At 64.4% G+C, this 25322-nt stretch carries 23 protein-coding genes and 2 tRNA genes; 17 read left to right on the top strand and 8 right to left on the bottom strand.

What is annotated here, in order from left to right; genetic code table 11:
* Positions 1 to 53 precede the first annotated feature (53 nt).
* The 6 genes from QEN71_RS04495 to QEN71_RS04470 all read left to right on the top strand — a co-directional run bounded on the left by QEN71_RS04495 (position 54) and on the right by QEN71_RS04470 (position 7485).
* Complete coding sequence (locus tag QEN71_RS04495; RefSeq protein ID WP_201661152.1) at positions 54 to 3347, top strand: Rne/Rng family ribonuclease; 3294 nt, start codon at positions 54 to 56, stop codon at positions 3345 to 3347.
* A 172-nt stretch (positions 3348 to 3519) separates the two neighbouring features.
* Entirely contained in the window at positions 3520 to 4632 is a 1113-nt protein-coding gene (gene moaA, locus QEN71_RS04490; RefSeq protein WP_201661154.1) for a GTP 3',8-cyclase MoaA, read from the top strand.
* A 15-nt stretch (positions 4633 to 4647) separates the two neighbouring features.
* The gene (gene mobA, locus QEN71_RS04485; RefSeq protein ID WP_201661156.1) at positions 4648 to 5262 is read left to right on the top strand and encodes a molybdenum cofactor guanylyltransferase MobA; all 615 of its coding nucleotides are present in this window, start codon (positions 4648 to 4650) and stop codon (positions 5260 to 5262) included.
* 91 nt (positions 5263 to 5353) lie between these two features.
* Positions 5354 to 6649 (top strand): molybdopterin molybdotransferase MoeA, encoded by a 1296-nt coding sequence (gene moeA, locus QEN71_RS04480; RefSeq protein ID WP_201661158.1) that lies wholly within the window; start codon positions 5354 to 5356, stop codon positions 6647 to 6649.
* A gap of 72 nt (positions 6650 to 6721) precedes the next feature.
* Positions 6722 to 6997, top strand: a complete 276-nt coding sequence (locus QEN71_RS04475; RefSeq protein ID WP_007741774.1) for a hypothetical protein — start codon at positions 6722 to 6724, stop codon at positions 6995 to 6997.
* On the top strand, positions 6997 to 7485 hold the full coding sequence (locus QEN71_RS04470; RefSeq protein WP_201661160.1) for a GNAT family N-acetyltransferase: 489 nt from the start codon (positions 6997 to 6999) through the stop codon (positions 7483 to 7485). Before QEN71_RS04475 ends, QEN71_RS04470 begins: the two co-directional genes overlap by 1 nt.
* A gap of 71 nt (positions 7486 to 7556) precedes the next feature.
* On the opposite strand, the gene QEN71_RS04465 is transcribed toward QEN71_RS04470, so the two are convergent.
* The 5 genes from QEN71_RS04465 to pncB form a co-directional block, all read right to left on the bottom strand.
* Entirely contained in the window at positions 7557 to 9041 is a 1485-nt protein-coding gene (locus QEN71_RS04465; protein ID WP_201661162.1) for a DNA recombination protein RmuC, read from the bottom strand.
* Complete coding sequence (locus tag QEN71_RS04460; RefSeq protein ID WP_201661164.1) at positions 9038 to 10027, bottom strand: 2-hydroxyacid dehydrogenase; 990 nt, start codon at positions 10025 to 10027, stop codon at positions 9038 to 9040. The genes QEN71_RS04465 and QEN71_RS04460 overlap by 4 nt, the downstream gene beginning before the upstream one ends.
* A gap of 54 nt (positions 10028 to 10081) precedes the next feature.
* Positions 10082 to 11521 (bottom strand): sodium:proton antiporter, encoded by a 1440-nt coding sequence (locus tag QEN71_RS04455; RefSeq protein ID WP_377791294.1) that lies wholly within the window; start codon positions 11519 to 11521, stop codon positions 10082 to 10084.
* Complete coding sequence (locus tag QEN71_RS04450) at positions 11511 to 12173, bottom strand: LutC/YkgG family protein (RefSeq protein ID WP_201661167.1); 663 nt, start codon at positions 12171 to 12173, stop codon at positions 11511 to 11513. The genes QEN71_RS04455 and QEN71_RS04450 overlap by 11 nt, the downstream gene beginning before the upstream one ends.
* A 193-nt stretch (positions 12174 to 12366) precedes the next feature.
* Positions 12367 to 13566, bottom strand: coding sequence for a nicotinate phosphoribosyltransferase (gene pncB / locus QEN71_RS04445; RefSeq protein WP_201661169.1), 1200 nt, complete (start codon positions 13564 to 13566; stop codon positions 12367 to 12369).
* A gap of 321 nt (positions 13567 to 13887) precedes the next feature.
* Between pncB and fdxA the strand changes: the two genes are divergently transcribed.
* The 8 genes from fdxA (at position 13888) to QEN71_RS04405 (ending at position 18248) form a co-directional block, all read left to right on the top strand.
* The gene (gene fdxA, locus QEN71_RS04440) at positions 13888 to 14211 is read left to right on the top strand and encodes a ferredoxin FdxA (RefSeq protein ID WP_201661172.1); all 324 of its coding nucleotides are present in this window, start codon (positions 13888 to 13890) and stop codon (positions 14209 to 14211) included.
* Between the two features lie 112 nt (positions 14212 to 14323).
* Positions 14324 to 14399, top strand: a tRNA-Asn gene (locus tag QEN71_RS04435).
* A gap of 63 nt (positions 14400 to 14462) precedes the next feature.
* Positions 14463 to 14538, top strand: a tRNA-Asn gene (locus tag QEN71_RS04430).
* A 174-nt stretch (positions 14539 to 14712) separates the two neighbouring features.
* Positions 14713 to 15204 (top strand): CreA family protein, encoded by a 492-nt coding sequence (locus QEN71_RS04425; protein WP_201662592.1) that lies wholly within the window; start codon positions 14713 to 14715, stop codon positions 15202 to 15204.
* Positions 15205 to 15242: 38 nt separating this feature from the next.
* Positions 15243 to 16070: an AraC family transcriptional regulator gene (locus QEN71_RS04420; RefSeq protein ID WP_201662595.1), complete on the top strand. Its 828-nt coding sequence runs from the start codon at positions 15243 to 15245 to the stop codon at positions 16068 to 16070.
* A gap of 86 nt (positions 16071 to 16156) precedes the next feature.
* Positions 16157 to 16924: an AzlC family ABC transporter permease gene (locus tag QEN71_RS04415; protein ID WP_201662598.1), complete on the top strand. Its 768-nt coding sequence runs from the start codon at positions 16157 to 16159 to the stop codon at positions 16922 to 16924.
* Positions 16921 to 17244 carry an AzlD domain-containing protein gene (locus QEN71_RS04410; RefSeq protein ID WP_201662601.1) on the top strand — a complete coding sequence of 108 codons (324 nt, stop codon included), beginning with the start codon at positions 16921 to 16923 and terminating at the stop codon, positions 17242 to 17244. The genes QEN71_RS04415 and QEN71_RS04410 overlap by 4 nt, the downstream gene beginning before the upstream one ends.
* A gap of 230 nt (positions 17245 to 17474) precedes the next feature.
* Positions 17475 to 18248 (top strand): DUF4088 family protein, encoded by a 774-nt coding sequence (locus QEN71_RS04405; RefSeq protein ID WP_201662604.1) that lies wholly within the window; start codon positions 17475 to 17477, stop codon positions 18246 to 18248.
* A gap of 67 nt (positions 18249 to 18315) precedes the next feature.
* On the opposite strand, the gene QEN71_RS04400 is transcribed toward QEN71_RS04405, so the two are convergent.
* From QEN71_RS04400 to QEN71_RS04390, 3 genes are all read right to left on the bottom strand, one after another.
* Positions 18316 to 20520, bottom strand: coding sequence for an ATP-dependent helicase (locus QEN71_RS04400; RefSeq protein ID WP_201662606.1), 2205 nt, complete (start codon positions 20518 to 20520; stop codon positions 18316 to 18318).
* A 178-nt stretch (positions 20521 to 20698) separates the two neighbouring features.
* A complete protein-coding gene (locus QEN71_RS04395; RefSeq protein WP_201662609.1) occupies positions 20699 to 20962 on the bottom strand; it encodes a hypothetical protein in 264 nt (87 codons plus the stop codon).
* 47 nt (positions 20963 to 21009) lie between these two features.
* Complete coding sequence (locus tag QEN71_RS04390; RefSeq protein WP_201662611.1) at positions 21010 to 21477, bottom strand: hypothetical protein; 468 nt, start codon at positions 21475 to 21477, stop codon at positions 21010 to 21012.
* A gap of 322 nt (positions 21478 to 21799) precedes the next feature.
* Between QEN71_RS04390 and QEN71_RS04385 the strand changes: the two genes are divergently transcribed.
* From QEN71_RS04385 to QEN71_RS04375, 3 genes are all read left to right on the top strand, one after another.
* Positions 21800 to 22018 (top strand): RNA-binding S4 domain-containing protein, encoded by a 219-nt coding sequence (locus QEN71_RS04385; protein ID WP_012400207.1) that lies wholly within the window; start codon positions 21800 to 21802, stop codon positions 22016 to 22018.
* Between the two features lie 219 nt (positions 22019 to 22237).
* Positions 22238 to 23629: an MATE family efflux transporter gene (locus QEN71_RS04380; protein WP_201662614.1), complete on the top strand. Its 1392-nt coding sequence runs from the start codon at positions 22238 to 22240 to the stop codon at positions 23627 to 23629.
* A gap of 171 nt (positions 23630 to 23800) precedes the next feature.
* Positions 23801 to 24940 carry an IS481 family transposase gene (locus QEN71_RS04375; RefSeq protein WP_290468217.1) on the top strand — a complete coding sequence of 380 codons (1140 nt, stop codon included), beginning with the start codon at positions 23801 to 23803 and terminating at the stop codon, positions 24938 to 24940.
* Positions 24941 to 25322 lie beyond the last annotated feature (382 nt).

The following is a 25322-nucleotide window of genomic DNA, read 5'->3' as shown; positions in this document are numbered from 1 at the left end:
TCGATCCCGCGCGCCGTCGGTCCGGACAGGCAGAGCCGCTCTGGAGCCGTTCAATGAAACGCATGTTGTTCAACGCGACGCAGCAGGAAGAACTGCGCGTCGCCATCGTCGATGGGCAAAAACTCATCGACATCGACATCGAAACCGCCGGGCGCGAACAGCGCAAAGGCAACATCTACAAGGGGATCGTGACGCGCATCGAGCCGTCGCTCGAAGCCTGCTTCGTCAACTACGGTGAAGACCGACACGGTTTTCTCCCGTTCAAGGAAGTCGCTCGCCAGTATTTCCGCGAAGGCATCGACATGCGCTCCGCGCGCATCCAGGACGCCCTCAAGGAAGGCCAGGAACTGATCGTTCAGGTCGAGAAAGAAGAACGCGGTAACAAGGGCGCGGCCCTCACCACGTTCATCTCGCTCGCCGGCCGTTACCTCGTGCTGATGCCGAACAATCCGCGCGGCGGCGGCGTGTCGCGCCGGATCGAAGGCGACGACCGCCAGGAACTGCGCGAAACCATGTCCCAGCTGCAACTGCCCGAAGGCATGAGCATCATCGCGCGCACGGCCGGTATCGGCCGCAGCGCCGAAGAGCTGCAGTGGGACCTGAACTACCTGATGCAGCTGTGGCGCGCGATCGAAGCCGCGTCGCAAAGCGGCACGCAAGGTCAGCCGATGCTGATCTATCTCGAATCGAGCCTCGTCATCCGCGCGATTCGCGACTACTTCCAGCCGGACATCGGCGAAATCCTCATCGACACCACGGAAATCCATGACCAGGCGCGCGCCTTCATGGACATCGTGATGCCGGACAATGTCAACAAGGTGAAGCGGTATCACGACGACGTGCCGCTTTTCTCGCGTTTCCAGATCGAGCACCAGATCGAAACCGCGTACTCGCGCACGGTGCCGCTGCCGTCGGGCGGCGCGATCGTGATCGACCACACGGAAGCGCTCGTCGCGATCGACGTGAACTCGGCGCGCGCCACCAAGGGCGCCGACATCGAGGAAACGGCCACGCGCACGAACCTCGAAGCCGCCGACGAAGTCGCGCGCCAGTTGCGTCTGCGCGACCTGGGCGGCCTGATCGTGATCGACTTCATCGATATGGAGTCGGCGAAGAGCCAGCGCGAAGTCGAGCAGCGTCTGAAGGACGCCCTCAAGCACGACCGCGCACGCGTCCAGATGGGCAAGATCTCGCGCTTCGGCCTGATGGAGCTGTCGCGCCAGCGTCTGCGCCCGGCGCTGTCCGAAGGCAGCCACGTGACCTGCCCGCGCTGTAACGGCACGGGCCACATCCGCGATACCGAATCGTCCGCGCTGCAAGTGCTGCGGATCATTCAGGAAGAAGCGATGAAGGAGAACACGGCGGCCATCCACTGCCAGGTTCCCGTCGAAGTCACCGCTTTCCTGCTCAACGAAAAGCGCTCGGAAATCAACAAGATCGAGTCGCGCTTCAAGGTCAACGTCGTGCTGGTGCCGAACAAGCACCTCGACACGCCGCATTACAAGCTCGAGCGTCTGCGTCACGACGACGCGCGCCTCGACGATCCGCGCGCGTCCTGGAAGATGGCCGAGGAAGCTGCTCGCGAGCTGGAATCGGAAACGGGTTACAGCAAGCGTGCCGAAGAGGTGAAGCCGAAGCAGGAAGCGGCCGTCAAGGGCATCACGCCCGAGAAGCCGGCACCGAGCGCACCCGTGCGCACGCCGGCTCCCGCCGCCGCTACTGTGGAAGTGCAGCCGGCAACGGGCGGTTTCATCGGCTGGCTGAAGGGTCTGTTCGGCATGCAGCCGGCGGCTCCCGCACCCGCGCCCGCTCCTGTCGAAAAGACGACGAAGCCGGCACGCGGCGAACGCACCGAGCGCGGTGAGCGCACGGGCGAGCGCGGCGGCGACCGCAACCGTAACCGTCGCGGCGGCGCAGGTGGCCGCGACGCGGCAGGCCGTGGCGAAGGCGCGGCGACGCAAGGCCGTCAAGGTCAACCGTCGCAACGCGGCGAACGTCAGGAACGCGAACCGCGCGAAGCACGTGAGCCGCGCGGCGGCCGCGAGCAGCGCGAAGGCCGTGAGGCACGCGAACCGCGTGATGCACGTGAAGGGCGTGAGGCACGTCCGGAACGCGTCGAACGCGGTCAGGAACGCGCGGAAGCAACGGAAGCACGCGGCGAGCGTCAGGAACGCGGTGAGCGCCGTGAACGTGGCGAGCGCGCTGAACGTGCTGAGCGCGGCGAACGTCGCAAGCAGCAGCAAACCGAAACCGCCGAAGCACTGAGCCAGGACGAAGCGCAAATGGATGTCGCCGCACAGGCACAAGCCAATCTGGCGGGCGGCGCCCCCGGTGAGGAAGCACGTGACGGTGAAGAGCGTCGTCGCCGTCGTCGCGGTCGCCGTGGTGGCCGTCGCGAGCGCGAGGAAGAAGGCGTGAACGTGAACACGGCAGCCGATGTCGCAGAAGCAGAAGGCGAAACGGCTCCGGCCGCGTCGGCCGAAGCTCCCGTGCGCGCGCCGGAACACACGGGCCGTCACGAGGCGCAGCCGCAAGCGGCTGAAGCCGTCCAGCAGCCGGCGCAGGAAGTGAAGCCAGTCGAAGTCGTCGTGGCAGCCGTCGCGACGAGCGCAGCCGTGGTCAGCGAACTGCACGCATCGGCGGAAACGCCGGCGCTTGCCGTCGAAAAGGCAGCGAAGGCGGAAGCCGTCGTGCCCGCCGACGAAGCACTGGCAGCGACGCAGGTCGAAGCGGTTCCCGCCGAGCCGGCAGCTGTCGAGACGCCGTCCGTCGCGCCTGTGGCACCTGCCGCAGCGACGGAAGCGCCGGCAGAAGCGCCCGCACAGGTCGAAACCGTCGCGGCCGCGCCTGCTGCCGCCGAGCCGGTGATCGAACCCGTTACGGCCGCGCCTGAAGCAACGCCTATGCAGGTCGCGCAACCGGCAGCAGAAACGCCCGCCGCGGTCGAACCAGCGGTCGAACCAGCGGTCGAACCAGCTGTCGAGCCGGTCGTCGAACCGGTCGCCCAGCCTGTCGCGGAACCCGTCGTTGAAGTCGCGCAAGCGCAGCCCGTCGTGGAACCTGTGCCGGAGCCGGTTGCAGCGCAAGCTGCGCCCGTCGCCGCTCCCGCGGAACCGCAACCCGTTCGCTCGAACGGCGCGGCATCCGGCCAGTCGGCGGAAGCGCTCACGTCGATGCTGGAAAGCGCCGGCCTCGTCTGGGTCAATACCGACTCCGACAAGCTGCGCGCCGCCCAGGAAGCCGCCTCGCAGGCAGTGAAGCCTGCCCGCGCGCCGCGCGAGCGCAAGCCGCTCCCGCCCGTCGACGCAACGCCGATGCAACAGGTCGAAACCGCGAAGCACGAGTAAGCGGTCGCTAACCTGAGCAGAGCAGCCTGAGCCTAACCGCTCAGGCTTCCCGAAAGCCCGCCTGCAAGGCGGGCTTTTTTCTGCCGATAACCTTGTTGCACCGCGCGTTCGCCCTACTGTGACGGAAAGTGCCTTCCGCTAGAATGAAGTCTGATATCCCAAATATGTGACCATGTCCCGACGCATCATCCCTGTTGCCGACGTCAGCGCCGTTCCCGACGTCGCCGGTCCCGCCCGGATCCCGCGCGGCGAACTGACCGATACGCTGTCGCGCCCGCTGCGCGATCTGCGTATATCGGTCACGGACCGCTGCAACTTCCGGTGCGTCTACTGCATGCCGCGCGCCGTGTTCGACAAGGACTATCCGTTCCTGCCGCACAGCGCGTTGCTGACCTTCGAGGAAATCGAGCGCATCGCGGCTATATTCGTCGCGCATGGCGTCGAGAAGATCCGGCTGACGGGCGGCGAGCCGCTCTTGCGCAAGAACCTCGAATTTCTGATCGAACGACTCGCGCGGATGACGACGGCGACGGGCAAGCCGCTCGACCTGACGCTCACGACCAACGGTTCGCTGCTCGCCCGCAAGGCGCAGAGCCTGAAGGACGCGGGGCTGAACCGCGTCACTGTCAGCCTCGACGCGCTCGACGATGTGTTATTTCGCCGCATGAACGACGCCGATTTCGCGGTGCGCGACGTGCTCGAGGGCATCGAAGTCGCGCAATCGGTCGGACTTGCGCCGCTGAAGGTCAACATGGTCGTCAAGCGCGGCACCAACGACAGCGAAATCGTGCCGATGGCCGCGCACTTCAAAGGCTCGGGCGTGGTGCTGCGGTTCATCGAATACATGGACGTCGGCACGTCGAACGGCTGGAACATGACGGAAGTGCTGCCGTCGGCGGACGTGGTCGCACGCATCAGCGAGCACTTCCCGCTGCTGCCGCTCGAAGCGCACAGCGCCGCCGAAACCGCGCAGCGCTGGGGCTACGCGGACGGCAGCGGCGAGATCGGCGTGATCTCCAGCGTGACGCGCGCGTTCTGCGGCGATTGCACGCGTGCGCGGCTGTCGACGGAAGGCAAGGTCTATCTGTGCCTGTTCGCGTCGTCGGGCCACGACCTGCGCGCGCTCGTGCGCAACGGCACGAGCGACGCCGGCATCGCCACCGCTGTCGCCAACATGTGGCATGCGCGCGGCGACCGCTACTCGCAGCTGCGCGGCAGCGCGAGCGCGGCATCGAGGACGACGTCGGAAGAGCGGCGCGTCGAGATGTCGTACATCGGCGGCTAAGTCCGTCGCTCTCACATGACCGTTTCACGCGACGACATCACGGGCCTGCTTCTCGCGGGCGGACGTGGCATGCGCATGGGCGGCGCCGACAAAGGCCTGCAGATGCTGAACGGCGAGCCGCTGGCGCTGCATGTGATGCGCCGTCTCGCGCCGCAAGCCGGCTCGCTGCTGATCAGCGCGAACCGGCACGCCGAGCGTTACGCGGAACTCGGCGCCCCCTTCCACGCGACCGTGATCGCCGATACGCTGCCCGATTTTCCCGGTCCGCTCGCTGGCCTGCTCGCGGGATTGCGCGCCGCGCGCACGCCGTTCGTGCTGTCCGCGCCGTGCGACACGCCAGGCTTCCCGGCCGACCTTGCGGACCGCCTCGTGGCCGCGCTCGACGAACATCAAGCGAATATCGCGACCGTCACGACGACGGACACCGAAGGCAACACGTCGATCCACCCCGTTTTCGCACTGGTGCGCACGTCGCTGGCCGACGACCTCGAAGGCTTTCTGCAGGCGGGCGAGCGCAAGGTTCGCACGTGGTACGCGCGCCACAGGGCCGTCGAAGTCGCGTTTCCGGACGAGCGCACGTTTTACAATATCAATTCACTGCAGGAACTCGCCGACTTCGAACGACGTTGACGAAAGTTGCCGGGTTCCACATGAGCAGCCGCCATTTGCCGCGATCGCCCGGCCGCCGCCGCACCGCATCCCGTCGCGACGCTCCCCTTTCATGACCACGCTGAACGAAACCTCGAGTTGCGTCGCACAGTACGACGCTCAAGCCATGCCGGTGTCCGCCGTCCAGGCGATCGTCCGCGAATGGGCGGCGCCCGTGACGACGGTCGAGCGCGTGCATCTGCGTGACGCGCTGAACCGCGTGCTCGCGCAGGACATCGTGTCGCCCATCGACGTGCCCGCACACGATAATTCGGCGATGGACGGCTATGCGTTCTCCGGCGCGGCGCTCGAAGGTCAATCGGGCGAAATCGCGCTGGCTGTGGCGGGCAAGGCGTTCGCCGGGCATCCGTTCGAAGGCACCACGGACGCCACGCAATGCGTGCGCGTGATGACGGGCGCGACGATGCCCGCGGGCTGCGACACGGTCGTGCCGCAAGAAGCCGTCACGCGTGAAGGCGACACGATCCGCTTCGCGGCCCAGCAGCTGCGTACGGGCGCGAACCGGCGCCTCGCGGGCGAAGACCTCGCGGGCGGCGCGGTCGCGCTGAAGGCGGGCCGCATCGTGCGTGCGTCCGACCTCGGACTGCTTGCGTCGCTGGGTATCGGCGAAGTGTCCGTGCGTCGCCGGCTGCGCGTCGCTTTCTTTTCGACAGGCGACGAATTGCGCTCGATCGGCGAGCCGCTCGATGCCGGCTGCGTCTATGACAGCAACCGCTACACCCTCTTCGCGATGCTCAAGCGCCTCGATGTCGACCCCATCGATCTCGGCGTGGTCCGCGACGAACCTGCCGCGCTCGAAGAAGCGTTGCGAACGGCTGCCGCGAGCGCGGATGTCGTGATAACCTCCGGCGGCGTTTCCGTCGGGGAAGCCGATCTGACGAAGCAGATGCTACGTTTGCTCGGCGATGTCGCGCACTGGAGTCTCGCGATGCGTCCTGGCCGGCCGCTGGCGTTCGGTCGGATCTGGTCGGGCGGCAAGCCAGGTGCGGGCGAACCGGCCATCTTCTTCGGTCTTCCGGGCAACCCGGTGGCCGTGATGGCCGCGTTCTACCAGATCGTGCGCGAAGTGCTGCTGCGGATGTCGGGCGCGACGACGCACGCAGTGCCGCTGATCCGCGCCGCATGCGTCGAAACGATCCGCAAGCGCCCGGGCCGCACCGAATTTCAGCGCGGAGTCGCGCAGCGCGACGCGCAAGGCGCATGGCACGTCCATCCGACGGGTTCGCAAGGCTCCGGCGTGCTCAGTTCGATGAGCGAAGCAAACTGCTTTATCGTGCTCGCCCATGAACAGTCCGATCTCGATCCCGGCGACGCCGTCGATATCATGCTGTTCGACGGCCTGATCTGAGCGAATCTCAGCGCGCACGGCCGGGCAGACAGGTTTTCAAGCATTCCACTACGACATACGGGTTTGACTTACATGAAAAAACAGATCTCGTTCATTGCCCCGGGGCAAACGGCAAAGGCATTGATCCTCGTGTACCTGACGTTCAGCGTGCCGATCGTGTTGCTCGGCGTGCTGGTCGCATTCATCCGTTATGGGTCGGTGGAACTGAGCACCGTGTTCAGCGCGCTGCTGCTCAACGCAATTCTCGGCTTCATTCTGCTGTGGATCGCGTGCCATGCGTACAACTGGGTTGCGTCGCGCTTCGGCGGCATCGAAATCCAGCTGAGCGACGTGCCGGAGGAAGCGTAATGTCGACGACCATCCGCGCAGCCACACGTGACGACGTCGGCGCGATGCTTGCGCTGATGTACGAACTGGCCGAGTTCGAAAAACTCACGCACCTGTTCATCGCGACGGAAGCGGACCTGGGCGACGCGCTGTTCGGCGCGCGGCCGTCGGCGGAAGCGATCGTGGCCGAGCGCGAAGGCAAGATGATCGGCTACGCGCTCTTCTTCCATAACTACTCGACCTTCCTCGGACGCCGCGGCCTGTATCTCGAAGACCTGTACGTGCAGCCCACCGAGCGTGGCACGGGACTCGGCTCGAAGATGCTGCGCTATCTGGCGGCACTGGCCGTCGAACGTCGCTGCGGCCGCTTCGAATGGTCGGTACTCGACTGGAATCAGCCCGCGATCGATTTCTATCAGAAGATGGGCGCAACTGTGCTGCCCGAATGGCGTATCGTGCGCGTCACGGGCGACGCGCTCGATCAGTTGGCGGCAAGCGCGGCGAACTGATCTGGCCTGCCTGTCGTAAAAAGAAAAGGCGCATAACTGCTACGGTTAATGCGCCTTTTTTGCGCCCTGTTTTAAGACTCGTCGGGATCGACGCCGGATAACGAGTCCCCGAGCAATCCCGCCGCCCTTTCTTCCGGCAACGCCTCGACATCGCGCAGCTTGCGGTTCATCTGACGCGTGCGCACTTCCGCTGCTTCGATCGACCGCGTGACCGTTTCGAGTTGCGATTTGGTTTTCGCGAGCACGTCGCCGAACTTGCCGAACTCGGTCTTCACGGCGCCGAGCACCTGCCACACTTCACTCGAACGCTGCTCGATGGCGAGCGTGCGGAAACCCATCTGCAGGCTGTTGAGCAACGCGGTCAAAGTGGTCGGCCCGGCGATCGTCACGCGATAGTCGCGCTGCAACAGATCCGTCAGCCCCGGACGACGCAGAATTTCTGCGTACAACCCTTCCGTCGGCAGGAACAGCAGCGCGAAGTCGGTGGTATGCGGCGGCGACACGTACTTGTCTGCAATCGTCCTGGCTTCCGCACGAATCCGCCCTTCGAGCGCACGCGAGGCGTCTTCGACTGCGACAGGATCGGCCCGCTCCTGCGCTTCGATCAGACGTTCATAGTCCTCACGCGGAAACTTCGCATCGATGGGCAACCAGACTGGTGTAGCCGCTGCATCGGGTGAAGGCTGACGCCCAGGCAGCTTGATCGCGAACTCGACGCGATCGTTGCTCTTAGGAATCGTCGCAACGTTCTTTGCGTATTGATCGGAAGTCAGTATCTGTTCGAGCAACGCTTCGAGCTGCACTTCGCCCCAGGTGCCGCGCGTCTTGACGTTCGTCAGCACCTTCTTCAGATCGCCGACACCTGCCGCCAGCGTTTGCATTTCACCAAGCCCGCGATGCACCTGTTCGAGACGGTCGGACACGAGCTTGAACGATTCGCCGAGACGCTGTTCGAGCGTCGCGTGCAGCTTTTCGTCGACGGTGCGACGCATCTCTTCGAGCTTCGTCGCGTTGTTCGCCTCAATGTCCTTCAGACGCTGCTCGATGGCCGCGCGCACTTCCGCGAAGCGCCGGTCGTTGGCCTCCGTCACCTGCGCCAGTTGATGCTGCAACGTCTCGCCGAAGCGCGTCAGCGTCACGCTCTGTTCGTCGCGCGCCTGCTGCGCCTGTTGCTGAAAGCTGTAGCGCACTGCCTCAAGTTGCTGCGCGTTCGTCTCCGTGAGCTTGACGAGTTGCTGCGCGAAGCCGTCGATCTTGCCCGCCTGCACCGTCGTCATGCTCGTGAACTGCGCCGCGAGCGTCTGCTGGAACTGCGAAAAACCGCCGTTCAATTCGGTACGCGACACGCGCGCCGTGTCGGAAATCTCGCCGCGCAACTCACGTTCGAGCCGCTCGAATTCCCGCATCTGAGCAAGCGCTGCGGCGTCCAGCCGTTCGCCCAGTTCGTCGATGTAGACGTGCTGCTGCTCGGCGTTCGCGCCGCGCAGCAACAGCGCGAGCGCGATCACCAGCGCGACGGCCAGAACGGCAATGGCCGCGATCAACACCATCGTCATGAACGCGCCTTTCCGATCACGTCAGGGTTGATCGGATTCGGCGGACGCCCCGCGCGCGGTCCTTCGCCGAGTGCCGCGATCAGATTGTCGGCCGCGAGATTCGCCATCGCGCGACGCGTCGCTTCCGTCGCGCTCGCGATGTGCGGCGTCAGCACGACGTTCGGCACGCCCAGCAACGCCGGATTAAGCTTCGGCTCGCCCTCGAACACGTCGAGGCCCGCTGCCGCGATGCGCTTCTCGCGCAGCGCAACGGCAAGCGCCGCGTCGTCGACGATGCCGCCACGCGCGATATTCGTGAGCGTCGCGGTCGGCTTCATCAGCGCGAGTTCGGCGGCGCCGATCGTGTGATGGCTTTCAGCCGAGTACGGCAGCACCAGCACGACGTGATCGGCGAGCCGCAGCAGGTCTTCCTTCGACGCATACGTCGCATTCAACTCGCCTTCGATTTCGGGCGAGACGCGCGAGCGATTGTGGTAGATCACATTCATGTTGAAGCCGCGCGCGCGACGCGCCAGCGCCTGGCCGATGCGGCCCATGCCGATCACGCCGAGCGTCGAGCCGTACAGATCCGAGCCGAGAAAGCCGTCGTACGACCATTTGTCCCACTTGCCCGCACGCAGCCAGTGTTCCGATTCGGCGATACGGCGCGCGGCGGCCATCATCAGCGCCCAGCCGAAGTCCGCCGTCGATTCGTTGAGCACGTCGGGCGTGTTCGTACCGAGCACGTTCGATGCGTTGAACGCGGCCATATCGAAGTTGTTGTAGCCGACTGCCATATTCGACACAACGCGCAGACGCGGCGCGACGGCCAGCACGGACGCGTCGATCACGTCACCCGCCGTCAGCGCGCCGTCCTTGTCGGCTATCCGGCGCTTGAGTTCGTCGGCGGGCAGCACGTCGCCGTTGTTCCATTCGACGTCGAAATGCTGCTTGAGGCGCTCGATCACATCCGGAAAGATGGGACGCGCGACCAGAATCTTTTGCATTGCCATTCTCCGAGTATCAGTCCGCCGCGCACGCCATCCGGCGCGCGTACGGCATTAGAAGAAAATCCACGACGTCGCGATGAACAACGGTACCAGCACCACGCCCGACCACGCGAGATAACCGAAAAAACTCGGCATCTGCACGCCACGCGACTCGGCTATCGCTTTCACCATGAAGTTCGGCGCGTTGCCGATGTAGCTGTTTGCGCCCATGAACACGGCGCCCGCCGAAATCGCCGCGAGCGTCGACGCGCCCGTGTTCATCAACGTCTGCGCGTCGCCGCCGGCAAGGTTGAAGAACACGAGATACGTCGGCGCGTTATCGAGGAACGACGACAGCACGCCCGTCGCCCAGAAGTACATTTCGTCGCGCGGCTGGCCGGCCGTGTCGTTGACGAGATGCACGATACCGCTGAACGCGCCCGCCTCGCCCGCGCGCAACATCACGATAACGGGCGCGATCGTCACGAAGATACCCGCAAAGAGTTTCGCGACTTCTTCAATGGGCGCCCAGTTGAATGCATTCCCCTCGCGCGCGGCATGCGGCGTGACAGCCAGCGACAACAGCGTTACCGCGACAAGCGCCACGTCCCGCACGATATTCTGCAACGCGACGTGCGTGCCTGCTACGTCGAATGTGATGCCGGGTTTCCAGAGGCCGCTCATCAGCACGAGCCCGATCACGAGCGCGAGCAACACGAAATTGATCTTGCCGGTCACGCCGACACCCTGCGTATCGGGCGACGGATCCACAGGCAGCACTTCTTCGCGATGCCGGAAATAGAATGAATCGAGCGCGTAGAACGCGGCGAGCAGGACGACGCAGATGAAGAGCATCGGCAGCGCGAGATGCACCGTCGTCCAGAAGAAGCCGACGCCGTTCAGAAAGCCGAGAAACAACGGCGGATCGCCGAGCGGCGACAGCGAACCGCCCGCGTTCGCGACCAGAAAAATGAAGAACACGACGACATGCACGACGTGTTTGCGATTGTCGTTGGCGCGCAATAGCGGGCGAATCAGCAGCATGGCTGCGCCCGTCGTTCCCATGATGCTCGCGAGCGCCGTGCCGAGTGCGAGCAGCGCCGTGTTCAGTCGTGGCGAACCATGCAGATTGCCCGTCACGCAGATGCCGCCCGCGACGGTATAGAGCGCCGTCAGCAGCACGATGAACGGCACGTACTCTTCGAGCATCGCATGGATCAGCGTGCCGAAGGCCATCGGAGCGCCGAAAGCGAACGCGAAAGGTACGAGAAACAGCATGGCCCACGCCGCCGAAATCTTGCCGAAATGGTGATGCCACAGCTTGGGCGCGACGAGCGGAAACACGGCGATCGACAGAAGGATGCCCGCGAACGGCGCGCCCCACCACACGGACAGCGCAGCGCCATCGAGACTTGCCGCCGATGCTGCGAACGGCCAGCACGTCAACGCGAACAACAGCGCGAAACGCGTACCAGGCACGCTGCCCTGCAACGGCACGGACTTACGCGCCACGCACGACGATCGCATGCACGCGATAAGGACCGTGCGCGCCGAGCACGATGGTCTGTTCGATGTCGCCCGTACGCGACGGGCCCGAAACGAAGTTGACGGCACGTGGCAGCTCGCCGCGTTCGCTGCGGATCAGGTTGAACGCGTCTTCATGACCGGCGACGATGCGCGACGCGGGCACGACTGCGATGTGCGTTTCGGGCAGCAAGCCCGCCGACGCATAGGTTTGCGGTCCGGAGAGCAGCACCAGCGTGCCTGTTTCAGCCGTCGCACAGAAGCAGCCCGTGATGCCCACGCGGTCTTCGTCACGCGGCTTGCGAAACTCGACGTCGATGCCTGAGCCGGCCCAAGGCAGCGCTTCGAGCGTCTGCCATGCGATGGCCTGTGTCGGCAGGTTCAGTTCGGAGAGATAGCGGTGCGCGGCGGCCGGCACGTCGGCGAGCGACTCGACGGTATCGACCGTGGTCGCCATCTTCTTCGCCTGTTCGATGAAATGCGCGGTGAGATCGGCCGGCATCGGCGGACGCGGACCTTGCGGATGACTCGCGAGATACGCTTGCGCCGCTTCGCGTTCGGACGCGGCCGGCTCGGGTTCGCGCCCTTGCGCGGCGCGGATGCGCGCCAGGATGTTGCGGCGGGCCGTCGATGTATCCATGTGCAATATCCTCGTGCCGGTGATCGTGTGGACGATGCGAAATACGCCTGCGAGATGCGCGTGCGGACTGCGCATCGACCCGCGAATTATACCGGCCGCTCTTCGCGCAAACACCTGGCCAGATGGCATATAGCGGCGCCTACGCCAGGCGCCGACAATGACCTTCACATGTTCATGAACGACAAGCCGCGCGTTACTTGCCCGCGTCTTCTTCCACAGGATGATCGATGCCGAACACCTGACGCAGATAGGCGAGGTACGCCTTGTCTTCGCACATGTTCTTGCCCGGAGAATCGGACAGCTTGGCGACGGGCTGGCCATTGCACTTGACCATCTTGATCACGATCTGCAGCGGGTTGTAGCCAAGATCGTTGGTCAGATTCGTGCCGACGCCGAACGCGAGCTTGCAGCGGCCACGGAAGCGCTCATACAGCTGCAGCACCTTCGGAATGTCGAGCGCATCGGAGAACACGAGCACTTTCGTGCGCGGGTCGCAGCGGTTCGCTTCGTAGTGCGCGAGAAGACGCTCGCCCCAGTCGAACGGGTCGCCGGAATCGTGGCGCGCGCCGTCGAAGAGCTTGCAGAAGTACATGTCGAAATCACGGAGGAACGCCCTCATGCCATACACGTCCGACAACGCGATACCCAGGTCGCCGCGATATTCCTTCGCCCACATTTCGAAGCCGAAGATCTGCGAATCGCGCAGACGCGGGCCCAGCGCCTGGCAGGCCTGCAGGTATTCGTGCGCCATCGTGCCGAGCGGTGTGAGGCCATGCTTCATCGCGTAGAACACGTTGCTCGTGCCCGCGAACTGCTCGCGCAGACCGTCCTTGAGCGTCAGGATCACCTCTTCGTGCCAGCGACCCGAGAAGCGGCGCCGCGTGCCGTAGTCGGCGATCTTGCATTCGGCGAATTCGGGCCGCGCGCCCAGCAGCTGGATCTTGTCGCGCAGGCGCTCGCGCCCTTCGCTGTAGTCGGGCTGCAGCTGCGTGTTGCGGAAATAGACTTCGTTGACGATCGCGAGTACGGGGATTTCGAAGAGGATCGTGTGCAGCCACGGCCCCTTGATATCGATCTCGATTTCGCCGTTGCCTTTCGGCGAAGGCGTGATCGAAATGTACTTCTCGTTCAGATGGAAGAGCGCGAGGAAATCGATGAAGTCGTTCTTGATGAAACGCATCCGGCGCAGGTAGTCAAGCTCGCCCTCGTTGAAGCGCAACTTGCAGAGCTTGCGCACTTCGCTGTGTATTTCGTCGATGTACGGCACGAGGTCGACCTTCGGCGTGCGGCAGCGGAACTTGTATTCGACGTTGGCGGCCGGGAAATGATGCAGCACGACCTGCATCATCGTGAACTTGTACAGGTCGGTATCGAGCAGCGAAGTAATGATCATGATCTTGCAAACCGGGACTGCGTAAAAATCGGAAGACGTCAGGCCTCGTGCGCCATCGCCCTTTCGTGTTCGCCTCGCGCGCCGCGCGAAGATGCTGTCGCATGTTACCCGAATGCGCGCGGGCGGTTGTTCCAACGCGTCGAGCGCAGTGTCGGCCAATGCGCACGTGGCGCAAACGGCCCGCCATAAACTAATCACCAAACGATATAAACGGGTTGGGACGATCGCGTATGCACTACTTGACGTTACGTTACAATACCGCTTTTGGCGTCTTGCCATCTCCCCACTACCCAAAAGATATCGTTTGCAGGAGTTGCCTGAATGACTCACGTTGTGACCGAAAGCTGCATCAAGTGCCGCTATACCGACTGCGTCGATGTGTGCCCGGTGGACTGCTTTCGCGAAGGTCCCAACTTCCTCGCGATTGATCCGGACGAATGCATCGACTGCGCCGTGTGCGTGGCGGAATGCCCCGTGAACGCCATTTACGCTGAAGAAGACGTACCCGGCGACCAGCAGCACTTCACGGAACTCAATGCCGAACTGGCAAAGGGATGGCCGAGCATCACGAAGACCAAGTCGCCGCTGCCCGAAGCCGACGAATTCAAGGACGTGAAGGAAAAGCTCGCACTGCTCGAGCGTTGATCGAAAGAAAACTGCCCCTCGGCTCGAATTAGGCGAATTAAATTGAGATGAACCGAAGGTATTGACAGGTTCTTCTACACCTCCTACAATTTCGCTTCTCTGCTGTTGTTGTTCCCCGATAGCTCAGTCGGTAGAGCGCCGGACTGTTAATCCGTAGGTCCCTGGTTCGAGCCCAGGTCGGGGAGCCAAGAATTGCAAAGGCCCGTTAATCACAACGGGCTTTTTTATGTAGCGACACGTTGTACTGCTGTTCCCCGATAGCTCAGTCGGTAGAGCGCCGGACTGTTAATCCGTAGGTCCCTGGTTCGAGCCCAGGTCGGGGAGCCAAAATTCGAAGGCCCGCACATGTGCGGGCCTTTTTTATTTTCTGCGATCGGTTGATCGTCGATTTCGCTTATGCCTTTCGCCGCGACGGCGAGGCCGGGCAACCAGGTTACGATTGCGTTCACATCGGCAGCCGCTTTCGCTGCCCGCTCAATCGCCCAATCCTCCGGTCACCTGATGAAAATCGTCCAGCCCCGCGTGCGCGTCGCCGCCCTTCTCGTATTCGTCGCAGCGTTCATCTGCGCACCGCTCGCGCAGGCCGAAGAGGTCGCCAGCGTCAACACGAACTTTCATATCACCGGCTCGGACCGCGTGGTCGTCGAAGCATACGACGATCCCGCCGTGCAAGGCGTCACCTGCTATGTATCGCGGGCGCGCACGGGCGGCATCAAGGGGACACTCGGGATCGCCGAAGATCCAACGGAGGCGTCGATTGCGTGCCGCCAGGTCGGGCCCGTCAAGATCCCCGAACCGCTGCGCCAGCAGGCCGATGTATTCACGGAACGCATGTCGCTCATCTTCAAGACGCTGCACGTGGTACGCGTCGTCGATACGAAACGCAACACGCTCGTCTATCTGACCTACAGCGACCGCGTCGCGACGGGCAGCGCGAAAAACAGCGTCACCGCCGTGCCGATGCCCACCGGTACGACGATCCCCGTCCGTTGATTGCGCGGTAGACTGACAGATCCATCTGAACTTCGATCATGACTTCGACCCGTTTCCGCGATAACGCCCGTTACTGGCGCACGCCGCTTCTGCCCGGCGCGGATCTGCTCACGGCCGAATATCACGATCACGAGTTCACCCCCCACTGGCACGACGCATACACGATTCCCGTGATCGAGGCAGGCGCGGAAACGTATCGCTATCAGGGCGCGCGGCACGTCGCCGAAGCGGGCAGCGTGCCCATCATCAATCCCGGCGAAGTGCACACCGGCTCGCGTGCGATGGACGAAGGCTGGCGTTATCGCGTGATGTACGCGCCCGTCGAGTTCATTCATGCGCTGGCGGAAGACATCGCGGGCTGCGCGCAGCCGCTGCCATGGTTTGACGCCGACGTGATCCGCGACGCTGATCTCGCTATACGGCTATCGCGTGCGCATCAGTTGCTCGAGGCGAACGGCGACCCGCTCGTCGCGGAAACGGCGATGCTCGACGCGCTGTCGACATTGCTCGTGCGCTACGGCCGTACGCGTTCCGCCGCACCGCAATTCACCTGCGACGATGCGCGCGTCGTCACGATGAAGGAGCAACTGGCAGACGACCTGGCCGCGCCGCTCAAGCTCGCGGATCTCGCCGAGGCGGTGGGCCTGTCACAGTTTCACGCGGCCCGGCTTTTCTCCAGAGTGACGGGCCTGCCGCCGCACGCATGGCGCAACCAGATCCGGCTGCAGCGCTCGCTCGGACCGCTGCGCGCGGGCGCGTCGGTGGCAGATGTCGCGGCGGCGAACGGCTTCACCGATCAAAGCCACTTCACACGGCATTTCCGCCGTATGTTCGGCGTGCCGCCGGGTCGCTGGCAGTCGTCCTGAGTGCTCGCTACCGCTCGAAACGAGCAGACTCAAGCTACACATCCCCAGCGCAAGAACGTACAAGCCGCCAGTCCCCTCACCCGGCTATGCTGCGCCGTATCGAGGAGGAAAGATTGACTCACCCTGCACAACCCACTCACCGTTTCAAGGAACTCACGGCGGGCGCGCGCGACACGATCCCGATGATCATTGGCGCGCTGCCGTTCGGCGTGATCTACGGCACGCTCGTCGCGTCCGGACCACTGCATTTGTGGCACGGCCAGCTGATGTCGCTGATCGTGTTCGCCGGCTCTGCCCAGTTCATCGCACTCGGCCTGATCGCGGGCCACGCGAGCTACGCCGTCATCTGGGCCACGACGCTCGTCGTCAACGCCCGCCACGTGCTCTACAGCGCGACGCTCGCGCCCTACGTCTCGCACCTGCCGCCGCGCTGGCGCTGGGCGCTCGGCGGCCTGCTGACGGACGAAGTGTTCGCCGTCGCCTGGGCGCACTACCGGCTGCAGCCGCCGGGTGCGGTCGGCCCGTACTACTTCCTCGGCTCGGGCCTCGCGATGTACCTGAACTGGCAGATCTGGACGCTCGTCGGCCTGCTGTTCGGCGCGGCCTTCCCGGGGCTGCAATCGCTCGGCCTCGATTTCGCGATGGTCGTGACCTTCATCGCGATCGTGGTCCCGCAGCTCGTCGCCTTGCGCTATCTGGCGGCGGCTGTCACAGCCGGTGCGCTCGCGTTCTTCTGGCAGGACTGGCCGTACAAGCTCGGCTTGCTCGGCGCGGTATTCGTGGGTGTCGCGGTGGGCGTGCTGCTGTCGCTGCCCGCGTTCCAGCGCACCCGCACGGTGGAGGCATCGCGATGAACTACGTCCTTCTGATTCTCGGCATGGCCGTCATCACGTGGCTGATCCGCACTGCCGTGTTCGTGCTCGGCGATCGCGTCGTGTTTCCGCCGCTCGTGCGCACCGCCCTCGGCTTCGTGCCCGTCACTGTCCTGACTGCGATCATCGTGCCAATGGCCGTGTCGCCGCACGGCACGGAAGCGGAAATCACGTGGCGCAATCCGCAACTGATCGGCGCACTCGCCGCCATCGCCGTCAGCGCACTCACGCGCCGGCCGCTTCTCACCATCGCGGTCGGCCTCGCCGTCTTCTTTGTCTGGCAAGGCGTGGTGCTGAAGTGACCATGCAGTAACGTTTGCGCGCCGTCCGCCCGGCACGGCGCGCCGCCCTCAAGTTCCCTTTCAATCCGCCGATAAACACTCGTGGTCCGTGAACCAGGCACCGTCCATCGACGGATGCCGGCAAGCCGGACAGAACCGCGCCGGATATCGGTGCCGTCTGCGCACGAGGGCGCACGGCACGGGGCCAGCGCCTCAACGGTAGTCGCGCGGTCGACGAAACGGGATAAGACATGGGTCAGATTACCCTCAACATCAAGGACGAAACGCTCGGATCTTTGCGAAAGGATTTCGAGGCGTTCGTGCGGGTCTCGCTCAAGCTAGATCCGCAGTTCGCGACGCCGTCGTTCGAGGACTTCCTGCGGGCAAAACTGCTCGACAACATGGTGCCGCTGACCGAGAACGCCGTGCAGCGGATGCTGCAGGGCGGTCAGTACGCATGGGCGAAACGCACGCTGGACAAGGAGTTTCCGGACGTCGTCGCGATTCTGATGAAGCAGGCGAACGAGTTCGGCTTCGGCTTCGCGTCGCGCTCGGAATGGACGCCCGAAGAGCTGGCGAAGCAAAGCCGCGAATGGGCCGCGGCGATCGTCAAGGAAGCGGAAGGCGCGCCTTCGCTGGTCGATCCGCTCGCCGCGCAGATCAAGTCGGCGGCGCAGGACATTCAGGCGCTCGAGGAAGTGATGCAGACGCCCGCCTGGCGTCTGGCCGAATCGCTACGTCAGCGGGTGTACGAGGCGAAGGTCGCGTGCGAAACCAGCGTGGGCAGCGCGGCGCGCGAGAAGCTCGGCGAACTGCGCGGGCTGTTGCGCCTGGGCATTTCGCACGGCTCGTTCCAGAAGCAGGAAGCGCAGCAGATCATGGAATATCTGCGCCTCCTGAAGCCGGAGATTTTCGTCGAAGAGCCGTATGACGTGTTCACGCGGCTCGCCGCGTGGCTGCGCAACTTCTTCATGCCGCCGCCGCGTCCGCAGCAGCAGCAACAACAGCAGCGGCAGTCGCGCTAGGCTTTAACTCGCGACAATCGTCAAGACAAACGGCGTCCGCATCGGACGCCATCAGATCGCGGCAAGCTCAGTCCCACATTTTTCTGAGTTTCGCCGCGATTTCTATTTTGGCTTGCGCGGCAGCCGCCAGCCCCGCCGATGTCGGCGCCGACACGACGGGCACCGGCGGCCACGCATGCGAATCGAACAGCGGCAGCAGATGCGGCGGGATGAAGCGCGTCCGCGACGCCCACACGTGACGGTCGCCGAGATGCGTCTGGTTGTGCACGTAGAAGCGCTGCGGCATCACGATGTGCAGGTCTTCCTTCGCGCGCGTCATCGCCACATACAGTAGACGCCGCTCCTCGTCGATTTCCTCCTCGCTGCCCGTGCCGAGATCGGACGGAATGCAGCCGTCGACGCCATTGAGCACGAACACATTGCGCCACTCCTGCCCCTTCGCCGAATGGATCGTGGACAGGATCAGATAGTCCTCGTCGATCAGCGGGACGCCGGATTCGTCGCTGGTCGCGTCGGGCGGATCGAGCGTCAGTTCCGTGAGGAAGCGCTCGCGCGACGCATACGTGCCCGCGATGCTCTCCATCTGCACGAGATCGGCCTGGCGAATCGACGCGTCCTCGTGATTGCGCTCCAGATGCGGTTCGTACCAGCGGCGCACCATCTCGAACTCGGCGGGCCACGGCGTCTGCCGGCCGCACACGGACGCCATCATCGCGACGAACAGATGCCAGTCTTCGAGCGTACGCGCGGGCGGCGCAAACGCGGCGAGCGCGCCCGCCGCGCAGCCGGACACGCCATGCGCGACATCGAGCGCGCTGCCTGAACCGAGCGCGTCGGCGCGTGCGGCGATATCGTCGAGCACGCGCGCGGCCGTCGCCGGCCCGACGCCCGGCAGCAGCTGCACGACGCGGAAACCCGCGACGCGGTCGCGCGGATTCTCGGCCCAGCGCAGCACGGCGAGCACGTCCTTGACGTGAACGGAATCGAGAAATTTCAGGCCGCCGAACTTCACGAACGGAATGTTCCGCCGCGTCAGTTCGATTTCGAGCGTCGCGCTGTGATGCGCGGCGCGGAACAGCACCGCCTGCGACTTCAGTTTCATGCCCGCTTCGCGCGCGGCGAGCACCTGTTCGACGATGTAGCGCGCCTGGTCGGCATCGTCGGCGACAGTGACGAGGTGCGGCCGTTGCGCGGACGCCTTGTCGGTCCACAGATTCTTCGTGTAGCGCTCGGTCGACAGATCGATCACGGCGTTCGACGCTTCGAGAATCGGCTGCGTCGAGCGGTAGTTGCGCTCCAGCGTGACCTGCTTCGCGGGCGGATCGAAATGCGCGGGAAAGTCGAGGATGTTGCGCACGGTCGCGCCGCGAAACGAGTAGATGGATTGCGCGTCGTCGCCGACCACCGTCAGGCCGCGCCCGTCGGGCTTAAGCGCCAGCAGGATCGACGCCTGCAGCCGGTTGGTGTCCTGATACTCGTCGACGAGCACATGATCGAAACGGCCGGACAGATCGGCGGCGATCGCCGGTTCTGCCGCCATATGCGACCAGTAAAGCAGCAGATCGTCGTAGTCGAGCACGCTCTGCTTCTGCTTCGCGTCGACGTAGGCCGCGAAGAGCATGCGCAGGTCGGCTTCCCATTCGCGGCACCACGGAAACGCGCTATTCAGCACGTCCGCGAGCGAAGCGCCCGTGTTGACGACGCGCGAGTAGATCGCGAAACACGCCGACTTCGACGGGAAGCGCTTTTCCTTCGCCGAAAAACCGAGTTCGTGGCGCACGAGATTCATCAGATCGGCGGAATCTTCGCGGTCGTTGATCGTGAAAGTCGGCGACAGCCCGATCAGATCCGCGTACTCGCGCAGCAGGCGCGCGCCCACGCTGTGGAACGTGCCGGACCACGTGAGCCCTTGCGCGAGCGCGGCACGCGTGCCGAGCGCCGCGCTGGCGATGCGCGTGACGCGCCGGGTCATTTCGAGCGCCGCGCGACGCGAGAAAGTCAGCAGCAGGATGCGGCGCGGATCGGTGCCCTTGACGACGAGATTCGCGACCCGGTGCGCCAGCGTGTTCGTCTTGCCCGAGCCCGCGCCCGCGATGACGAGCAGCGCGCCGGACGGTTTTGCGACATCGTCCGTGCCGTATTCGACGGCTTCGCGCTGGGCTTCGTTGAGCTTCGCGAGCCAGTCGGCAGCGGCCGCCGACGCGGATGCCGAGGTGGCCTCAACCGGCGCGGGAGACGGCGATGAAGACGGGGAATCGGCGACGGAAAGCACGATGACGGGTCGGAGAGTGAAGGCGACGCATACTGTATATCCATACAACCCTCGACGACAAGCGCCCCATTTTTCGGGCCGCAGTCGCTGCCATGCGCGCAAAGAAAAGCCCGGCAAGCGCCGGGCTTTTCTTGCGCCGAACGGCATCGAGCCATCCGGCGTGCTGCATCGAGAACGCTTACTGCGACTTCGCGTCCTTGACCTTGGCTTCAGCGTTGGCCTTGTCGGCGTCGGCCTGTGCTTCGGTCTTCTTCTTGTCGGCCTTTGCCTGCGCGACGTCCGCCTTCTTGTTGGCCTTCGCCTGTTCCTTCGCCGCCTTGCTGTCGGCGTGGGTCATCGGCTCGGATGCCGGATCGTGCGTCTGCGCGACGGCGAGCGTCGTCATGCTGCCGGCCATCAATACCGCGCACAGCGCGCTCATTGCCTTGCTGGTCCTGTTCATCGTGTCCTCCCTTGGTCGAACGTCAAAACGGTTACCGGGACGCGGCGTCAGTTATGCGCTTCGCCCGTCGCCGCCGCGCCCGTCGGCTGGCCCTGCATTTCGGCCTTCAGCTCGTTCGACGCCGCTGCCTTGTCGGCCTTCTTGTTGAGCTTCGCGTTGCGGACCTGGTCCTTGTACGAGTCCTTCGCAGCCTTCTGCTGCGCCTTCATCTGTTCCTTCGACGTCTGTTTCTGCGCGCGATATTCCGCGTTCGCCTGCGCGTCGGCGTTGCGCTTCTGGACGAGCGGATCGGTCGAACCCGGCGCCGTCAGGTTCTGCGGCGCGGGCGCCGGCATCTGGACGCCCTGCGCAGCCGGTGCGGCGGCAGGCGCCTGCGTCATCTGGGCGGCCGCGGGAGCCTGCGTCTGCGCGGACGGATCCGCCGAAGGTTGGGTCGCCGTCTGCGCGAATGCGGCCGTCGATGCGATCGCAGTGGTCAGGGCGGTACCGATCAGGAGCTTACGGAGCTGGTTCATGGCAATCCTCTCTGAAGTTTGTCGATGTCGGCGCGCGAGCGGGTTGTTGGTTGACACCGATGTTCGACGTCGTGCCCGCGCTATCCGCCTGTCGCAAAAATGCAGCAGGCTATTCCACAGACCGGGCGTTTGCGAGTGGAGTTCTTCGCAAAAGCCGACTGTTACTCAACGTATCATTTCCTGACAACTGAATAACATCTGCTTGCAAGTGCCCGATCCATCGCCATGCGTATTGCGTACGCAGCGTCGCGCGCCACGCGATGGCTTATCATGCGAGTCGCTTTTTCCACGAATTCGCCGACCACCGTCGATCGCAACTGCCATGCCTAATCTCGATTTCACTCTGACCGGCGACTACGTCGAACTCCACAATCTGCTGAAGATCACCGGCCTCGCGGACAGCGGCGGATCGGCGAAGGTGATCGTCGCGTCGGGCGCCGTGACCGTCGACGGACAGGTCGAAACGCGCAAGACCTGCAAAATCCGCGCGGGCCAGGTCGTACTGCTCGGCGACACGCGGATCGCCGTCCACGAGGGCTGAACGTCGATTCCACCCGTTCGGACGTCACGCCGCGCCTCGACGACACATGCGGCCTGCATCGCCGACTCGCTGCCGCCATCAAAACCCGCACCAAAGATGTGCCTGTTGATCGACAGCGCCGCGTTACCGCAATAAGCTGTCCGTCTGGACAGAAAAACGAAAAGCGCGCGGCATTCTGACCGCGCGCGTGTCGCCCTTTCGCGCCTCTGCGCTTCGAACATGAATCCAACCGGAATGTCCCGCGCGATGAGCGGGCCGCCCACGCTGTCGCGTCACGCCGCCGATACCGCGCGTCTCGCCGCCCCGCTCGCCATTGCCCAGCTCTCGCAGATGGCGATGAGCGTCACCGACACCGTTCTGCTCGGCTCGCTCGGCCCCGACGCGCTCGCGGCGGGCGGGCTCGGCGCAAACCTGTTTTTTGTCGTCGTGACGCTACTGCAAGGCGTACTGACGTCGGTGAGCGTGAGCGTGTCGCATGCGCGCGGCGCGCAGGCCGAGGATCGCGTGCCGCACATCTACTGGACGGGCTTTCTGCTGTCGCTGCTGCTCGCCGTGCCGGCGTTCGTGCTGCTGTCTTTTGCGACGCCCATCATGACGGCGTTCGGCGAGCCGACGCTGCTTGCTCACAACGTCGGCGAATACTGCGCGGTGCTGCGCTGGGGCGCGCCGGGCAGTCTGATCGGGATCGGCCTGATGCGCTCGTTCCTGCCCGCGATCGGCGCGGCGCGGCGCCTGCTGTGGGTGTCGATCGGCGGCGTATTCATCAATGCGTTCCTGAACTACGGACTGATACACGGCGCGTACGGCTTGCCGCGCCTCGGCTTCCTCGGCTCGGCGGGCGCGACGACCTTTACCGTCTGGCTCACGGCGCTGACGTTGATGGGGCTGCTGCATCTGCGCCCGCGCTTCCGGCATTTCGTGACGGCCACGCGCCCGACCGTGCCGTTGATGGGCGAACTGTTCGGCATCGGCTGGCCGGTGGCGATCACGTATGGCGTCGAATCGACGCTATTTCTCGCGACGGGCCTGATGGTCGGTCTGCTTGGCGAAGCGCAGCTCGCGGCGCATCAGATCGCGCTGAACGTGGCGTCGGTGGCGTTCATGGTGCCGCTCGCGATCGGCCAGGCGGCGAATGTGCGCGTCGGCTTCTGGTCGGGTGCGGGGCAGCCGCTCGCCGCGCGGCATGCGGGGTTTGTCGCGCTTGCGCTGGGTGTCGGGTTTATGAGCTTGTCGGGGTTGCTGCTGATCACGGCGCCGCACTTTATCGTCGGGCTGTATCTGCATCTGGACGATCCCGCGAATGCTTCGACTGTTGCGCTGGCTAGCTCGCTGCTGGGTGTGGCGGCGATTTTTCAGATCGTCGATGGGATGCAGACGGTTGGGTCTGGGTGCCTGCGCGGGCTCAAGGACACGCGGATTCCCATGATCGCTGCTGCGTTTGGATATTGGGGGATTGGGTTTCCTACCGGATACACGCTTGCTTTTCACTTTGGGCTCGGCGCCCGGGGGTTGTGGTGGGGGCTGGCTGCTGGGCTTGCCAGTGTGGCGCTGTTGATGACGCTTCGCTTTCATAAGATGAGTTTGAGGCGCGTGCTCGGCGCAGAACGTTAGCGCGGGTTTTCTGCGCTGGCATCCGCGGTTTCGTATCGGTGCTTCAGGCGTTGCCCCTGTGCGGGGCGGCACCTACTTTTCTTTGCAGCGGTGTACAGACTGGAGACATAGCTGACAGGTGTACAGGGACATGGTTGACACTTTCGGGTAATCAAACGCCCGGATTCAACCATGCCCTGGGAAGCAAAAAACACCATGAATCTCCGCGAAGAATTCGTCAGCCTGGCCGCCACACAGGCCCTGTCATTCAGCGAGCTATGCCGGCGCTACCGGATCAGCCGCCAGACCGGCTACAAGTGGCTGGACCGTCACAAGGCCGAAGGCCCCGGCGGGCTGGCCGACCGCTCCCGACGCCCGCACCACAGCCCCCTGCGCTCACCTGAACACATCGAAGCGCGGGTGCTGGAACTGCGTCGCGAACATGGCTGGGGCGGACGCAAGATCGAACGGCGCCTGAAGGATCTGGGCGAGACAGAGGTGCCCGCGCCCGCCACGATCACCGAAATCCTGCGCCGCCATGGGCTCATCGATGAACAGGCGTCGCAGCAGCGCCAGCACTGGCAGCGCTTCGAGCACGCGCATCCGAACCTGCTGTGGCAGATGGACTTCAAGGGCGACGTCCAGACGCTGAAGGATGGGCGCTGCATGCCGCTGACGGTCATCGACGATCACTCGCGCTACAACCTCGTGCTGAGCGCCTGCTCGCGTACGACCACACAGGTCGTGCAGGCCGAGCTTGAGCGCGCGTTCCGCTGCTACGGGCTGCCCGCGCGCATCAACACCGACAACGGCGCGCCGTGGGGCTCGCCCAGCGCGCCGGGGCAGCTCACCGAACTCGCGGTCTGGCTGATCCGGCTGGGCATCCTGGTGAGCTACAGCCGGCCGTATCACCCGCAGACCAATGGTAAGGACGAACGGTTTCACCGCACGCTGAAGGCCGAAGTGCTGGACCGGCAGGCCTTCAGCACACATGCGCACATGCAGCAGGCACTGGATCGCTGGCGGCACGTGTACAACGTCGAACGTCCGCACGAGGCACTCGGGATGGCCACGCCCATCACGCGCTACGCGTGTAGCCTGCGCGCGATGCCCGAGCGGGTGCCCGAGCCCGAATACGGCCCCGGCGATGAAGTGTTGCGGGTCAATGCCAGCGGCGTGGTGCGCCTGCGCGGCCAGAAACTGAAGCTGTCGATCGCGCTCAAGGGGCTGCAGGTAGCCGCCCGCATGAGCGAGAAGGAAGACGGGGTGATCGAGATCTGGTTCGCCCATCAGCGGGTCGCAAAACTTGACCTGAAGACTCCCAAACCCTGACCATCAGGTGTCAACGATGTCCCCGTACAGGTGTCAACCATGTCTCCAGTCTGTACACAGCGGCAAAGAAAAGTAGGCAAAAGAAAGCCGCTTCACACCTCCGGTGCCAGCCAGGATGGCGCTGCGGCGTGCCGCAGTTGAGCTATCGCGCAGCGACGCCAACACTCTGTAGAAAGCCCGCAGTAAACGCGCACGGCGCGAAAAGCCCGCACACAGTCTGGAGCACATACCGCCGCAATCAGACCGATGGCAAACGCACAAAAATCAAACCGACCGAATGTGCCCCAGGTGGATGTCATCTTTCACGCTGTGCGCACCTGACTGCGGGTGTTCTACGGAGTGTTCGCGTCACTGCGCGCCAGCTCAAGGAACGTGTGCCGGA

This window comes from Paraburkholderia sabiae, assembly GCF_030412785.1.
In the GTDB taxonomy this organism is placed as follows: Bacteria; Pseudomonadota; Gammaproteobacteria; order Burkholderiales; family Burkholderiaceae; genus Paraburkholderia; species Paraburkholderia sabiae.
The sequence above is the reverse complement of the archived record's forward strand: the minus strand, read 5'-3'. Positions and strand labels throughout refer to the sequence as shown.

Coding starts and splice junctions, on each gene's coding strand:
- QEN71_RS04495 (WP_201661152.1), top strand. CDS start 54: ATGAAACGCATGTTGTTCAACGCGACGCAGCAGGAAGAACTGCGCGTC.
- moaA (WP_201661154.1), top strand. CDS start 3,520: ATGTCCCGACGCATCATCCCTGTTGCCGACGTCAGCGCCGTTCCCGAC.
- mobA (WP_201661156.1), top strand. CDS start 4,648: ATGACCGTTTCACGCGACGACATCACGGGCCTGCTTCTCGCGGGCGGA.
- moeA (WP_201661158.1), top strand. CDS start 5,354: ATGACCACGCTGAACGAAACCTCGAGTTGCGTCGCACAGTACGACGCT.
- QEN71_RS04475 (WP_007741774.1), top strand. CDS start 6,722: ATGAAAAAACAGATCTCGTTCATTGCCCCGGGGCAAACGGCAAAGGCA.
- QEN71_RS04470 (WP_201661160.1), top strand. CDS start 6,997: ATGTCGACGACCATCCGCGCAGCCACACGTGACGACGTCGGCGCGATG.
- QEN71_RS04465 (WP_201661162.1), bottom strand. CDS start 9,041: ATGACGATGGTGTTGATCGCGGCCATTGCCGTTCTGGCCGTCGCGCTG.
- QEN71_RS04460 (WP_201661164.1), bottom strand. CDS start 10,027: ATGCAAAAGATTCTGGTCGCGCGTCCCATCTTTCCGGATGTGATCGAG.
- QEN71_RS04450 (WP_201661167.1), bottom strand. CDS start 12,173: ATGGATACATCGACGGCCCGCCGCAACATCCTGGCGCGCATCCGCGCC.
- pncB (WP_201661169.1), bottom strand. CDS start 13,566: ATGATCATTACTTCGCTGCTCGATACCGACCTGTACAAGTTCACGATG.
- fdxA (WP_201661172.1), top strand. CDS start 13,888: ATGACTCACGTTGTGACCGAAAGCTGCATCAAGTGCCGCTATACCGAC.
- QEN71_RS04425 (WP_201662592.1), top strand. CDS start 14,713: ATGAAAATCGTCCAGCCCCGCGTGCGCGTCGCCGCCCTTCTCGTATTC.
- QEN71_RS04420 (WP_201662595.1), top strand. CDS start 15,243: ATGACTTCGACCCGTTTCCGCGATAACGCCCGTTACTGGCGCACGCCG.
- QEN71_RS04415 (WP_201662598.1), top strand. CDS start 16,157: ATGCTGCGCCGTATCGAGGAGGAAAGATTGACTCACCCTGCACAACCC.
- QEN71_RS04410 (WP_201662601.1), top strand. CDS start 16,921: ATGAACTACGTCCTTCTGATTCTCGGCATGGCCGTCATCACGTGGCTG.
- QEN71_RS04405 (WP_201662604.1), top strand. CDS start 17,475: ATGGGTCAGATTACCCTCAACATCAAGGACGAAACGCTCGGATCTTTG.
- QEN71_RS04395 (WP_201662609.1), bottom strand. CDS start 20,962: ATGAACAGGACCAGCAAGGCAATGAGCGCGCTGTGCGCGGTATTGATG.
- QEN71_RS04390 (WP_201662611.1), bottom strand. CDS start 21,477: ATGAACCAGCTCCGTAAGCTCCTGATCGGTACCGCCCTGACCACTGCG.
- QEN71_RS04385 (WP_012400207.1), top strand. CDS start 21,800: ATGCCTAATCTCGATTTCACTCTGACCGGCGACTACGTCGAACTCCAC.
- QEN71_RS04380 (WP_201662614.1), top strand. CDS start 22,238: ATGAATCCAACCGGAATGTCCCGCGCGATGAGCGGGCCGCCCACGCTG.
- QEN71_RS04375 (WP_290468217.1), top strand. CDS start 23,801: ATGCCCTGGGAAGCAAAAAACACCATGAATCTCCGCGAAGAATTCGTC.